Source organism: Tenacibaculum sp. TB-56 (genome assembly GCF_059716275.2).
In genome coordinates, this window is the sequence record NZ_CM201367.1 from 672,299 (window position 1) to 686,634 (window position 14,336).

Here is a 14,336-nt window from a genome sequence, read left to right on the forward strand (position 1 = left end):
CTAAAACCACTAAAAAATAGTATTTTTGATTCTTAATACGAGGCGTAAAGTTAATGAAAAAACTTTCTTTCTTCTTTTTATTAGTAGTCTTATTCAGTTCGTGTAGCACGATTAAATATGTTAAAGAAAATGAATTATTACTGGCAAAAAACACCGTGTATATTGACAGTGTAAAAAGTTCAAGCGAAAACATTTCTGAATTACTAATGCAACGTCCTAATGCTAAGGCTTTAGGAATGCCTTTATCGTTACATTTTTACAACCTTGGAAATCCTGAAGCTCCAAAAACACCTAGTGAATGGGGTAGAAAACATCAAAAAACTTATAATTTTATTAGTGATGTTTTTTCTGAAAAGCAAAGTATTTCGGTTGCCAAAACTTTTATAGGATTCAATAATTGGTTTTTAACTAGTGGACAAGCTCCTGTTATTATAGACGATAAAAAAACTGCGAGAACAGTAGACAACTTAAAAACCTACTATCAAACTGAAGGATATTTTAGAGCAAAAGTTACCTCTAAAAAAGACAGCATTGATAAGAAGAAAGGAGAAATCAGTTACCACATAACGAAAGGAAACCCCTCGCTTATAGATACTATTAAAACTATCATCACTTCTCCTGTTTTAGATTCTCTATATCAATCGACTAAAAATAAAAGCCACTTAAAATCTGGAGATCAATATAAAGACAACAACTTTATAAAAGAAGCGAATCGATTGGTAAAACTTTTTAGGAACAAAGGTGTTTATCATTTTAATGAAAATTATATTTCCTTTGAAATTGACACGTTAAAAAACTATGAAAAGTCAAATGTAGATGTAGAAATTTCAGAAAGATCAATTCCTTTTCAAATACAAAAAATTAAAAAAGTTAATGTTTATACCGATTTTACTTATAACAGACGAAATTCTAAACATAGAGACACTGCAAACTATGAAGGGATTGATTTTTATGCGCTCCGCAAATTAAAGTACAATCCTAAGTATTTATCGCAATCTATCTTTATAAAACCAAACACAGTTTATAGCGACTCTCTTAGAAACTTAACCCGATTGCATTTAAGAGGTCTTAAAAACTTCAAAGCTACCTCTATTAGATATGATGAGTTGAGTGAAAACGAGCTAGAAGCTAATATTTTTTTAACTCCAATTGAAAAATACACCTTAGGTTTTGAATCAGAGCTTTCACGTTCTAATATTCGTAACTTTGATGTTTCTTTAAAATTCTCTTTAACTAACAGGAACACTTTTAAAGGTGCTGAAATCTTTAAATTTTCAACCTTTGGTTCCTATTTTAATTCAAACAATGGTCCTGGTTGGGAAATAGGTTCTGACATTTCATTAGAAGTCCCTCGTTTTATGGCTCCTTTTGGTTTACACAAACTAGTTCCTAAAAGAATGTTTCCGAGAACTAAATTCTATTCAGGTATCGGATTTCAAAAAAATATTGGTTTAGACAAACAAAATATTTCTGTTGGAATTGATTATAAATGGGATTTTAACGAGAAAAAATCAATCCAACTAGAATTACTGAACACACAATACATCAGAAACCTAAACGTTAACAATTATTTTTCTATCTACAATTCACAATATCGAAGATTAGATCAGGTTGCAGAGATTTACGATCCTTCTTATACCTTACCAGATAATAATGCAAGTAATTTTAATGGCATTGTAGCTTTTATGAGAGACGTACTTTTAGATACTTCTTTTGCAAGTTCTAATCCAGATGAATATAAAAGTGTGCTTAATATTGCAAATAGATTTAACATTATTACATCCGACTTTTTAATTCCTGAAATTGCTTACGGATATATTTACAATAATCAACAAAGCATTAAAGATCAAAGTTTTTCTTTTTTTAGATTTAGAGTCGCTAACTCAGGAAACTTCATGGGGCTTTTATCTAACAAAACTAATGGTTTAGGACAAAAAACTGTTTTTCAAATTCCTATTGCTCAATATTTTAAAACTGACATCGAATACAAAAAATATTGGGATTTAGGCGATAACAATGTATTAGCTCACAGAACTTTTCTAGGAGCAATTTTTACGTACAATAATTCTGACGTCCCTTTTTCTCGTAGTTATTTTGCAGGAGGTTCTAATGATATTCGTGCTTGGAGAACTTACGATTTAGGTCCTGGTACAAGAAGCCCAATATTAGAGTACAATATTGGTAGTTTAAAGTTTTTAACTAGTTTCGAGTACCGCTTTAATGTTTTTGGTTCTCTTAAATCAGCTTTATTTGTTGATGCTGGAAATATTTGGGACATTACCAATTCAGAACTTGCCGACCCCGCTGCTAAATTTAACGGTTTTAGCTCTATAAAAGACATGGCTGTAGGTGCTGGTTTCGGACTTCGATATGATTTTAAATTTTTAATTGCCCGCTTAGATTTAGGCTTCAAAGCACACGAACCTTACCTTACTGGTAATAGATGGTTTAGAAACTTTAATTTCAGTAACTCAGTGTTAAATATTGGTATCAATTACCCTTTTTAATAAACTACTTTCTATCAAAAATTTATCGCAACTTATAAAAAAAGTGTAGATTTGTTCCCTAATTTTGTAACACACAACTAATAAAAAACAAAGATGATTAAACCTGGAGTTGCCACCGGAAAAGAAGTTCAAGCAATTTTTGAATTAGCTAAGCAAAAAAACTTTGCTTTACCAGCTGTTAATGTTGTAGGATCTAATACTATTAATACTGTTTTAGAAACAGCTAAAGAACTTAACTCACCTGTAATTATCCAGTTCTCTAACGGAGGTGCTCAATTCAACGCAGGTAAAGGCTTATCAAACGAAAATGAAAAAGCTGCTATTGCAGGTGCTGTAGCAGGTGCAAAACACATACATTTATTAGCAGAAGCTTACGGAATTCCTGTAATTTTACATACCGATCATGCTGCTAAAAAATTATTACCTTGGATTGATGGTTTATTAGATGCTAGTGAGCAATTTTATAAAGAAACAGGAAAACCTTTATACAGTTCTCACATGATTGATTTAAGTGAAGAACCTCTAGAAGAAAACATTGAAATTTGTAAAGAATACCTTGCTCGTATGAGTAAAATGGGAATGACTTTAGAAATTGAATTAGGAATTACTGGTGGTGAAGAAGACGGTGTTGATAATTCTGATGTAGATGTATCTAAATTATACACGCAGCCTGAAGAAGTAGCTTACGCTTATGAAGAATTAATGAAAGTAAGCCCTCAGTTTACTATCGCTGCTGCTTTTGGTAACGTACACGGAGTTTACAAACCAGGAAATGTAAAATTAACTCCGAAAATTTTAAAGAACTCTCAAGAGTATATTTCACAAAAGTATAATGTACCTCACAATACAATCGACTTTGTATTCCACGGAGGGTCAGGTTCTACTTTAGAAGAAATTCGTGAAGCTATTGGCTATGGAGTTATTAAAATGAATATCGATACTGATTTACAATATGCGTTCACCGAAGGTGTTCGTGATTATATGAAAGAAAAATCTGCATATTTGCAGTCTCAAATCGGTAACCCTGAAGGAGATGATGTTCCTAACAAAAAACATTACGATCCTCGTAAATGGTTACGTGAAGGAGAACAAACTTTTAAAGCTAGATTAAAGCAAGCTTTTGAAGATTTAAATAATGTAAACACATTATAAAATTCTTTGAAAAAAGAAAAACCAAACAACTAAAGATTAAAAGACTAAATTATGGCTTGGTTTAAACGTACAGACAAAGGGATTCAAACCCCAACAGAAGAAAAGAAAGACACACCTAAAGGCTTGTGGTATAAAACCCCAAGCGGAAAGATAATTGACACCGATGAACTTAAAAAGAACCTATATGTAAGTCCAGAAGACGGATACCATGTACGTGTAGGAAGTAAAGAATATTTTGAAATATTTTTTGATGACAATAAGTTCACAGAAATAGCACCAAAATTATCAGCTAAAGATCCTTTAAAATTCGAGGACACTAAAAAGTATCCTGAAAAATTAAAAGCGGCTCAGAAGAAAACAGGTTTAAAAGATGCTGCACGTGCTGCCGTTGGTAAATCAAATGGAAAAGATTTAGTAATTGCTGCTATGGACTTCTCTTTTATCGGTGGTTCAATGGGTAGTGTTGTTGGTGAAAAAATAGCTCGTGCTATTGATCATTCACTTGAACATAAAATTCCTTTCTTAATGATTTCTAAATCAGGAGGAGCGCGTATGCAAGAAGCATTAATTTCTTTAATGCAATTAGCAAAAACTTCAGTAAAGCTAGCTCAGTTAGCAGAAGCTAAAATCCCATACATTTCATTATGTACCGATCCTACCACAGGAGGAACAACAGCTTCTTTTGCAATGTTAGGAGACATTAATATTGCTGAACCAAATGCTTTAATTGGATTTGCAGGACCTCGTGTAGTAAAAGATACTACGGGTAAAGATTTACCAGAAGGCTTCCAACGTTCAGAATTTTTATTAGAACACGGTTTCTTAGACGCTATCTACGAAAGAAAAGACTTAAAAAAACAGGTGAATTTATATTTAGATTTAATACAAAACAAACCTGTAAGAGCATAACAAAAAAGCTAGTGATTGCTAGCTTTTTTGCTTTCTATCATTTTCAACATATATGAATAGTTTTCATTTAAAAAATAATCGTACATTTGCAACTTCAATGTAATAGCATTGAGTACATAATAATCATTTAAACAATATTGGCATGTATTTAACAAAAGAAGTTAAAGAACAAATCTTCGCAAAACACGGTAAAGGAGCAAATGATACTGGTACTGCTGAAGGACAAATCGCGTTATTTACGCACAGAATTAATCACTTAACTGAGCACTTAAAAAGAAATCGTAAAGATTTTAACACTGAGCGTTCATTAGTTAAAATGGTAGGTAAGCGTAGAAGCTTGTTAGATTATCTAAAGAAAAAAGATATCAACAGATACCGTGCGATTATTAAAGAATTAGGAATTAGAAAATAATTCTACAAAAAAGAGGCTCTATAAACGTGCCTCTTTTTTATTTTACAATAAAAAGTATTTCTGACTAACAACCAGAAATTTATATATAAAAAGTTCAAAATTATTAACAACAATTTTGATTTTCCATTGGAACAACAACAACACAACAACAAACAAAAACGAATTAAAAATTTAGACGAATTAATTTATGATTCCAAAAGTATTTAACCAAGTTATAGAACTTGGAGATGGAAGAACCATCACATTAGAAACAGGAAAATTAGCAAAACAAGCAGATGGTTCTGTTGTTGTAAGAATGGGAGATACAATGTTATTAGCAACAGTTGTATCAGCAAGAACTGCAAATCCAGGTATTGACTTTTTACCATTAACGGTAGATTACCGTGAAAAATTTGCTGCCGCAGGTCGTTACCCTGGTGGATTTATGAAGCGTGAAGCGCGTCCTTCAAACGAAGAAATTTTAACCATGCGTTTGGTTGACCGTGTATTACGTCCATTATTCCCAAAAGATTATCACGCAGAAACTCAGGTAATGATTCAATTAATGTCTCATGACGAAAATGTAATGCCTGATGCTTTAGCTGGTTTAGCAGCATCTGCAGCTATTCAGTTATCAGACATTCCTTTCGAAGCACCAATTTCTGAAGTACGTGTTGCACGTATTAACGGTGAGTTTATCATTAACCCAAGCGCTACTCAATTAGCAGAAGCTGATATCGACTTAATGGTTGGAGCTTCTAAAGATTTCGTTGCCATGGTTGAAGGTGAAATGGACGAAGTTTCTGAAGAAGAAATGGCAGAAGCAATCCGCATAGCACACGAAGCTATTAAAGTACAGTGTGATGCTCAAGTAGCATTAGCAGAAGCTTTTGGTAAAAAAGAAACTCGTGAGTATGAAGGAGAGGCTGAAAATGAAGAGTTAGCAGCTAAAATTCACGAAGCAACTTACCAAAAATGTTACGACATTGCTAAAAAAGGAACTTCTAAACAAGAAAGAGGCTTAGCTTTTTCTGAAGTAAAAGATGAAGTTATCGCAATGTTTACCGAAGAAGAATTAGAAGAGTATGGAGATTTAGTAGGAAAATATTTCAGTAAAGCACACAAAGCTGCGGTTAGAGATTTAACTTTAAACGAAGGTTTACGTTTAGACGGGCGTACAACTACTGATATTAGACCAATTTGGTGTGAGGTTGATTATTTACCAAGAACTCACGGTTCATCAATCTTTACGCGTGGTGAAACTCAAGCGTTAGCTACTGTTACTTTAGGTACTTCCAGAGATGCTAACATGGTAGATTCTCCTACATTACAAGGTGAAGAAAAATTCTATTTACACTATAACTTCCCTCCATTTTCAACAGGAGAAGCACGTCCTTTAAGAGGAACTTCTCGTCGTGAAATAGGACACGGAAACTTAGCTCAAAGAGCATTAAAAGGAATGATTCCTGCAGATTGTCCTTACACAGTACGTGTAGTTTCTGAAGTATTAGAATCTAACGGTTCTTCTTCTATGGCAACTGTTTGTTCAGGTACTATGGCATTAATGGATGCTGGGGTTCAAATGAAAAAACCAGTTTCTGGTATCGCAATGGGATTAATTTCTGACGGTGATCGTTATGCTGTTTTATCTGATATTTTAGGTGATGAAGATCACTTAGGAGATATGGACTTTAAAGTAACTGGTACTGCTGATGGTATTACTGCTTGTCAAATGGATATTAAGATTAAAGGATTATCTTACGAAATCTTAGTTAAAGCCTTAAAACAAGCTCGTGATGGTCGTTTACATATTTTAGAGAAATTAACTGACACAATTGCTACTCCAAATGCAGATGTGAAGCCTCATGCTCCTAAGATGGTAAACAGAGTTATTCCTAACGACTTAATCGGTGCGTTTATCGGACCACAAGGAAAACACATTCAAGAGTTACAAAAAGAAACAGAAACTACTATTGTAATTAATGAAGATCCTGTTACTGAAGAAGGAATCGTTGAAATTTTAGGTACTAACCAAGAAGGAATTGATAAAGTACTTGCTCGTATCGATTCTATGATGTTTAAACCTGAAAAAGGTTCTATTTACGAAGTAAAAGTGATTAAAATATTAGATTTCGGTGCTGTTGTTGAATATACAGAGGCTCCAGGAAACGAAGTATTATTACACGTTAGCGAGTTAGCTTGGGAACGTACTAATAATGTAACTGATGTAGTAAACATTGGCGATATTATTGATGTAAAATACTTTGGAATTGATCCTAAAACTCGTAAGGAAAAAGTATCTCGTAAAGCGATATTACCAAAACCTGAAGGTTATGTAGCTAGACCACCTAGAGACAACAACAAAGATAACAGAGGAGGTCGCGACAATCGCAACCGCGATAATCGTCGTGATGACAGAAAACCAAGAGAAGAGAAAAAAGAATCATAATATTCTTTTCTATATAAAAACAAAAAAGGTAACCGAGTTGGTTACCTTTTTGTTTTATTACACTTTTAAATTTTCGTACAAAAAATAAAGGCTACCATAACAGCAGCCTTTTAACTAAGAGTTGTTCTAGATCATTCCCCAATAATCATATAAAAATCTTACTCTATAAAGAAATCCACTATTAAAACAGTTCAACACGAAAACACCCTACCTTTTTTTTAAAAAAAATATTTAAATAAAAAGCCAATTTTTTAGCACTTCTTATTTAAGTTTTATTTTTCTTTGCATTCTACTCATGAAAATACAACGAATCACATATATTTCTATAGGAACCAATCAAGGAGACAAGCTTGCAAACATTCAACAAGCAATTAATTTAATTGCTGATAAAGTGGGTGCAGTTTTAAAAGTAGCTTCAGTATACGAAACAGCTTCTTGGGGTTTTAACAGTAATAATTTTTACAATACTTGTATAAAAGTTTCAACGTATTTACCGCCTGAGCAATTAATTTTAAGACTTCTTTCTATTGAAAAAGAATTAGGAAGAACTCGAAAAGATACTAACGAATATTCAGATAGATTAATCGATTTAGATATTTTATTATTTGATGATGAAATCATCTTTTCAAAAACTTTAATTGTTCCACACCCTAGAATGTTAGAGCGCAAATTTGCCTTAGTTCCTTTGGTTGAAATTGCTCGTAATGTTATTCATCCAATAGAAAAAAAACATTTATATATCTGTTTAGAAAATTGTTCTGACACTTCGGAAATTACAAAGTTAGATGTGAAACTCGAACGACCAATTCCTATTACTGAAAAGTATAATTACATTGCTATTGAGGGAAATATTGGTGCAGGAAAAACATCTTTAGCAAATATGATGTCTGACGAATTTAACGCTAAAATCGTGTTAGAACGTTTTGCTGACAATCCATTTTTACCAAAGTTTTATAGCGACAATGAACGTTTTGCTTTTCCTTTAGAAATGAGTTTTTTAGCGGATCGTTATCAACAATTATCAGATGATTTAGCGCAATTTGATTTGTTTAAAAACTTTATTGTTTCTGATTATTATATTTTTAAATCGCTCATTTTTGCACAGGTTACTTTACATAGTGATGAGTATAAATTGTACAGGAAAATGTTTGATTTAATGTACAAGGAAATCACTAAACCTGATTTATACGTTTATTTATATCAAAACACAGAACGTTTATTAGAAAACATAAAAAAACGTGGGCGTGATTACGAACAAAATATAGAAGCAAGTTACCTACAAAAAATCCACGATGGTTATAGTAATTTTATCAAAACACAACCTGATTTAAATATTTTAATTATTGATGTTTCTGAGTTGGATTTTGTAAACAATCTTGATGATTATGAAACTATCATTAATAAAATAAAAAATTACAACGCATAAAAAAAGCAGCTTTAAAAGCTGCTTTTTTTATTTCTGAATTAACTCTAGCTTTTCAGCAAAGTAATCACAAAAATCGCGCATGGTAGCACTCATTTTTTCGTCATTGGTAGCTCTTTCAAACGAATTTGCCATAGACACTAAGGTTTGATGAAAAAACTGCTTCATTTCGTCTACAGGCATGTCTTTGGTCCATAAATCCATACGCAATGTATCTTTTTGTTTATGATCCCAAACAGACAGCATAATTGCTTTTGATGCCTCATCTTTTATTCCTCCGTCCTGTGCATTCCAAGTAATTTCTTCTGGAATTCTGTTTTCGTCTAATCCTACTTTAAATGTAATCTTTGATGTATGTTTAACCGCCATTATCTTTTTGGTTTGTATCCTGATTTTTTGAAGATTTCCTCTTCACTTGTTTGTAATAATTGATGCAAAGATACGTCATTCTTTTGCATATACGAACGTACTATTTGCCAACCAATCCACTCACCTATTCTTCCTGGTGATTGGTTGTCTTCTTCCATATAAAACTTAGAAAAAGGTGCCAAGTCTAAAAAACGTTTATCTACATCCTTACTGGTACTATACAACAAATCTTTCTCTATAAAATACATCCAAATTTGCTCTTCATTACTTTTAGCCCAATCTAATTTAGTTTGTGAATACCCTATTTTAATCGCATCTGGAATAGTTGGTAAATAAGCATCTAACAAATACATTTTCTTTCCTCGATAAATCATTTTATCAATAAAACTTCTCGCTGTACTTGGTAACATTTGCTTACCAACAATAGCTTTTGCTACGTCTACCACAATATGTTCTTTGGTATTGTTCTGTTTTACATATTCAGGATAATCGTTGTAAAACTCATGTTTTCCTCCTAAGTAAGCATCTAAAGAAATTAACAGTAAACTATCAGTATAAACAATTCGATTGTTGTAATCAATATTTGTTAACATGGTAATTACTTTCGGACTCACAAACTTCGGATTGTAATATTTTACATGTTTGAATAGCGATGTTAACTCCTCTTTTTCTTTATTGATTTCAGAAAAAACTTTTTGGGTTTCAGCAAATAACTCTTGTTCATCTTTGTCATTTATTTTATTCACCCAAACACTATCTGGTTGAGGAGGAAAGAACATCGGATACTTTTCTTTTGTTATAGAAAGCTCATTAGGTGTTGTTTTATAAAAATCAACATCAAAACGTTCTATTTCTACATTAGCCTCAATATTTGATATATCTATATTTAACTTATTACTTCCTTCCTTTTTACACGAAAAGCTAACCACAATAAAGGTAAGCAGCGCTAAAATTTTTCTCATGAACTTTAGTATATTTACATTCTAAATTACAACGTCGAAATTACTAAAATAGTTTTTATCCCTTAGTGATTAAGTCTTAAAATATCTCACAAATGAACACTCCTAAAGTTGCAGAACATATCGTAAATTGGTTAAAAGAATACGCTACTAATGCCAAAGTAAATGGCTTTGTTGTTGGAATTTCAGGAGGAATTGACAGTGCTGTTACCTCAACTTTATGTGCTAAGACTGGTTTACCAACCTTGTGTGTAGAACTACCGATTCATCAGGCTGAAAGTCAAGTAAACAGAGGAAATGAACATATTAAACAATTACGTGAGCGTTACAGTAATGTGAGTGAAGTGGAAGTGAACTTAACCTCTACTTTTGAAGATTTTAAGACTGTAGTTCCTCAAGTTGAAGCTTCTCCAAAAGTTGATTTAGCTTTAGCGAATACTCGCGCTCGTTTACGAATGACTACGCTATATTATTTTGCTGGATTGCATGGTTTGTTAGTAGCAGGAACAGGAAACAAAGTAGAAGATTTCGGTGTAGGATTTTTCACTAAATATGGTGACGGTGGTGTTGATTTAAGTCCGATTGCAGATTTAGTAAAGTCGGAAGTATATGAATTAGCCAAATACTTAGAAGTACCTACTTCTATCCAAAAAGCGCAACCTACGGATGGTTTATTTGGTGACAGTAGAACCGATGAAGACCAAATTGGAGCTTCATATGACGAACTAGAATGGGCTATGCAAATGCAAAATGCAGGAAAAACCGCTGATGATTTTTCTGATAGAGAATTAGAAGTATATAAAATATATACGCGTCTTAACCGAATTAATCGGCATAAGATGGTTCCAATTCCTATTTGTGAAATCCCTAAAGACTTAAAGTAAGTTAACAGACATCATTTGACGCTTAATCTTTTGATAAGCACTCTTTTTTTGCCCGTTAGATATATTTAAAGGTAGTATAATAAGTAATCTAAATAACTCTAGTATTTGCAGCAACTTTCTCATTTTTATTCTATTTCTTGTTCTTTTCGTAGGTAAAATTACAAAAAAAATGTTAAAAACTTTAAAACTCTAGATATTTAGCTATTTCTTAATATTAAGATGTATAGTTAAATAAAGTTTATCAGCCTACAACTTTACCTAACTTATACGCTAACTTATTTCGTAAATCATTATAATCTTTTACCAACTCAAGGTAGTTACCATCAAACTCCTTACCCTCTTTTATTACTTCAATAGCTTCCTTTTTAATATCTTCAATCTTAGATTTAATCAAAACATCTCTAAGCCTTAAAACGACATCAAAAACAGCTTTAGGTAATGTATTTAAAGTATTTGTCACAAAAACCTCTTTACGCTCCCAATCACTTAAATTATACTTTTCTTCATCCATCAAAATATTGGTTACCAAACTTGATATTTGAGGGTTTTCGTGCATTATCAAATAATCGACACTTATTTTTTCATCTTGATTTAATTGATGAATCAATTCAAAATAAGTTAATCTGAAAATTTCATTGGTAAACTCTATTTCGTCTTCTTGTAAATTCAAATACAACTCGTTAGAAACAGTGTTTTGATACTCTTCTTTCTCTAAAAATGGTCGTCCTCTTTCATCTACTGCATCTACCCAATTGACAAAATCAACGATTTCATTACCATATAACAACAAAATTCTTATGATTTCTTTTTCTAGAATATTTAGCTGATCAATACTTTGCTGTAGCTTACCTTTTCCTCCTTTAACAAGTCCCATTACTCGCTGCTCTTGTTCATACATATGCTCTAGAGGCGGTTGATTTGAATCTGACCTTAAACTACTTTTTTGGGCGGCTACAGCTCCTTTTTTTAATAATTGAGCCAATTCACTAAATAAAACCTGCTCAGAAATATCCATAATACGAGCACACTCTTGTACATAAACCTCTCGTTGAATTCCATCAGGAATTTTAGAGATGCTTGTTACAATATCGCGAATTAAACCTGCTTTTTTCACAGGATCATTCGCTGCTTCTTTCATTAATAAAGAAACTTTGAACTCTATAAAGTCTTGAGCTTTTTCAGCTAAATACTGTTTTAAATCGGCATTAGAATGTGCTTTTGCAAAGCTATCTGGATCTTCGCCTTCCGGAAAAGTAACCACTTTCACATTCATTCCTTGTTCAAGAATTAAATCAATTCCGCGAAGTGATGCTCTAATCCCTGCTGCATCTCCATCAAAAAGTACCGTAATATTTTTAGTTAATCGGTTTACCAATCGAATTTGATCAGGAGTTAATGCTGTACCCGATGAAGCTACCACATTTTCTATTCCTGATTGATGAAATGAAATTACATCAGTATATCCTTCTACTAAAAAACAATTATCTTCTTTAGCAATTTCTTTTTTAGCCTGATATAATCCGTATAAAATTTTACTCTTATGATAAATTTCACTCTCAGGCGAATTCAGGTATTTTGCCGCTTTTTTATCATTGGTTAGAATACGTCCTCCAAAACCTAAAATTCGTCCCGACATACTATGAATAGGAAACATCACACGTCCTTTAAAACGGTCGAATTTTCTATCCTCTGCTCCACCTTCTTTAACAATAGTTAATCCTGTAGATTTTAAATATTTTAAATCGTAGCCTTTATCTAGAGCTGCTTTTGTAAAGTTATCCCATTCATCTTTACAATATCCTAAATCAAACTTTTCAATAGTGTCTTCTCTAAATCCTCTTTCTTTAAAATATGACAAACCGATGGCTCTACCGTTTTGTGTGTTCATTAACACATCATGAAAATAATCTTTGGCAAATTTTGATACCAAAAACATACTTTCACGTTCATTCATCTGCTGTTTTTGTTCGTCAGACTGTTCGGTTTCTTCTATTTCAATATTGTACTTTTCAGCCAACCAACGTATAGCTTCAGGATACGTATAATGTTCGTGCTCCATTAAAAAAGAAATCGCATTTCCTCCTTTACCTGTACTAAAATCTTTCCAGATTTGTTTTACAGGCGACACCATAAAAGATGGGGTACGCTCATCAGTAAACGGACTTAAGCCTTTAAAGCTACTTCCTGACTTTTTTAACTGCACAAACTCTCCTATCACCTCTTCTACTCGGGCGGTTTCAAAAACTTTATCAATGGTTTGTTGGGTAATCATACACTGTAAAATAGAGCAAACAAATATATAGATAAGACAACTCTTCTTAAATTAAATTTGCTAAAAACATATAAATATATAATTTTGACAAAAAATTCCCCCTTATTAATGAAAACAATTATCCCCTTTAGTTTAGCATTACTTTTATCTTACAATACATTTTCTCAAGAAACTATTCGAATTCCAGATATCGGTTTAGAAGAATGTTTGGTTGATTTAAAAATTGACTCTAACGGTTTAAACGGAAGTATTACCATTAGTGATGCCGAATATGTTACTAACTTAAACATTGACAATCCTGTTACAAATAAGGATTTACCTAATGTATATTCTAAAATTAAAAATTTAACCGGTTTAGAGAGCTTTCCTAACTTAAAACGTTTGGATTGTTACGATAACGAGATTACTAAAATAGACTTATCTCAAAGTTCTTCTATAAGTTTTTTAAACTGTACTCAAAATAAAATTGAGCGTTTAGATGTTAGTAAGAACCCTAACTTAACTTACATAAGTTGTGACAGTAACAACATGAACTCTTTAATTCTTGGCGAAAATTCTAATCTTGAAAGCTTATACGCTAGTTATAACAAATTAACTACGTTAGACGTATCTAACTGTCCTAACCTTATAAACATGGATGTTAGTGGCAACAATATTAAAAACATTGTTGTTAGTGAGGCTCAGTTAGCTAATATTCCTGCGGGTTGGTATAAAGACGAAAAAACTACCTATACAACTAGCAGTGGTGGAGTAGCAGATACTAAGGTTATAGAACAGAAAAAAAACATTAAAAAAGTTGAGAAAAAGCCTAAAACTATTGAAAAACCTGTAAAAAAATACGCAGAAAGCTTTATACAATTGGTTGTTTCTGAATATGAAAAAAATGTGTTAGACAAAGCGCACCTTAAAAAGGTCAAAGAAGATTTGATGTACAAATACGATATTAAAGGTGAAGAAATTAACGAATGGATACAACAACATAGTAAACTTCACAAAACGGAATAATAACTTTATTAAAAAG

General features: G+C 32.3%; 11 protein-coding genes. 8 read left to right on the forward strand and 3 right to left on the reverse strand.

The features are described 5' to 3' along the window. The first annotated feature begins 53 nt into the window (after positions 1-53). The 6 genes from tamL to folK all read left to right on the forward strand — a co-directional run bounded on the left by tamL (position 54) and on the right by folK (position 8,834). On the forward strand, positions 54-2,507 hold the full coding sequence (gene tamL / locus AC3VI6_RS03265) for a translocation and assembly module lipoprotein TamL (protein ID WP_497705153.1): 2,454 nt from the start codon (positions 54-56) through the stop codon (positions 2,505-2,507). A 93-nt stretch (positions 2,508-2,600) separates the two neighbouring features. Beyond that, entirely contained in the window at positions 2,601-3,659 is a 1,059-nt protein-coding gene (gene fbaA, locus AC3VI6_RS03270; RefSeq protein ID WP_299010787.1) for a class II fructose-bisphosphate aldolase, read from the forward strand. Between the two features lie 51 nt (positions 3,660-3,710). Further along, positions 3,711-4,568 (forward strand): acetyl-CoA carboxylase, carboxyltransferase subunit beta, encoded by an 858-nt coding sequence (gene accD / locus AC3VI6_RS03275; protein WP_435255534.1) that lies wholly within the window; start codon positions 3,711-3,713, stop codon positions 4,566-4,568. A gap of 142 nt (positions 4,569-4,710) precedes the next feature. Further along, on the forward strand, positions 4,711-4,980 hold the full coding sequence (gene rpsO, locus AC3VI6_RS03280) for a 30S ribosomal protein S15 (RefSeq protein ID WP_274635235.1): 270 nt from the start codon (positions 4,711-4,713) through the stop codon (positions 4,978-4,980). Between the two features lie 187 nt (positions 4,981-5,167). Further along, positions 5,168-7,408 (forward strand): polyribonucleotide nucleotidyltransferase, encoded by a 2,241-nt coding sequence (locus AC3VI6_RS03285; RefSeq protein WP_435255535.1) that lies wholly within the window; start codon positions 5,168-5,170, stop codon positions 7,406-7,408. A 295-nt stretch (positions 7,409-7,703) separates the two neighbouring features. After that, positions 7,704-8,834 carry a 2-amino-4-hydroxy-6-hydroxymethyldihydropteridine diphosphokinase gene (gene folK / locus AC3VI6_RS03290; protein WP_497705154.1) on the forward strand — a complete coding sequence of 377 codons (1,131 nt, stop codon included), beginning with the start codon at positions 7,704-7,706 and terminating at the stop codon, positions 8,832-8,834. A 27-nt stretch (positions 8,835-8,861) separates the two neighbouring features. On the opposite strand, the gene gldC is transcribed toward folK, so the two are convergent. Both gldC and gldB read right to left on the reverse strand, forming a co-directional pair. After that, positions 8,862-9,200 (reverse strand): gliding motility protein GldC, encoded by a 339-nt coding sequence (gene gldC, locus AC3VI6_RS03295; protein ID WP_497705155.1) that lies wholly within the window; start codon positions 9,198-9,200, stop codon positions 8,862-8,864. Next, positions 9,200-10,162: a gliding motility lipoprotein GldB gene (gene gldB / locus AC3VI6_RS03300; RefSeq protein ID WP_497705156.1), complete on the reverse strand. Its 963-nt coding sequence runs from the start codon at positions 10,160-10,162 to the stop codon at positions 9,200-9,202. Before gldB ends, gldC begins: the two co-directional genes overlap by 1 nt. A 92-nt stretch (positions 10,163-10,254) precedes the next feature. Here gldB and nadE point away from each other — a divergent pair, with 92 nt between their 5' ends. Continuing rightward, positions 10,255-11,043 (forward strand): NAD(+) synthase, encoded by a 789-nt coding sequence (gene nadE, locus AC3VI6_RS03305; RefSeq protein WP_497705157.1) that lies wholly within the window; start codon positions 10,255-10,257, stop codon positions 11,041-11,043. Between the two features lie 241 nt (positions 11,044-11,284). Here the strand turns inward: nadE and dnaG are convergent, their stop codons facing one another. Further along, positions 11,285-13,315 carry a DNA primase gene (dnaG, locus tag AC3VI6_RS03310; protein ID WP_497705158.1) on the reverse strand — a complete coding sequence of 677 codons (2,031 nt, stop codon included), beginning with the start codon at positions 13,313-13,315 and terminating at the stop codon, positions 11,285-11,287. Between the two features lie 108 nt (positions 13,316-13,423). Here dnaG and AC3VI6_RS03315 point away from each other — a divergent pair, with 108 nt between their 5' ends. Beyond that, positions 13,424-14,320, forward strand: coding sequence for a leucine-rich repeat domain-containing protein (locus tag AC3VI6_RS03315; protein ID WP_497705159.1), 897 nt, complete (start codon positions 13,424-13,426; stop codon positions 14,318-14,320). The last annotated feature ends 16 nt before the right edge of the window (positions 14,321-14,336 follow it).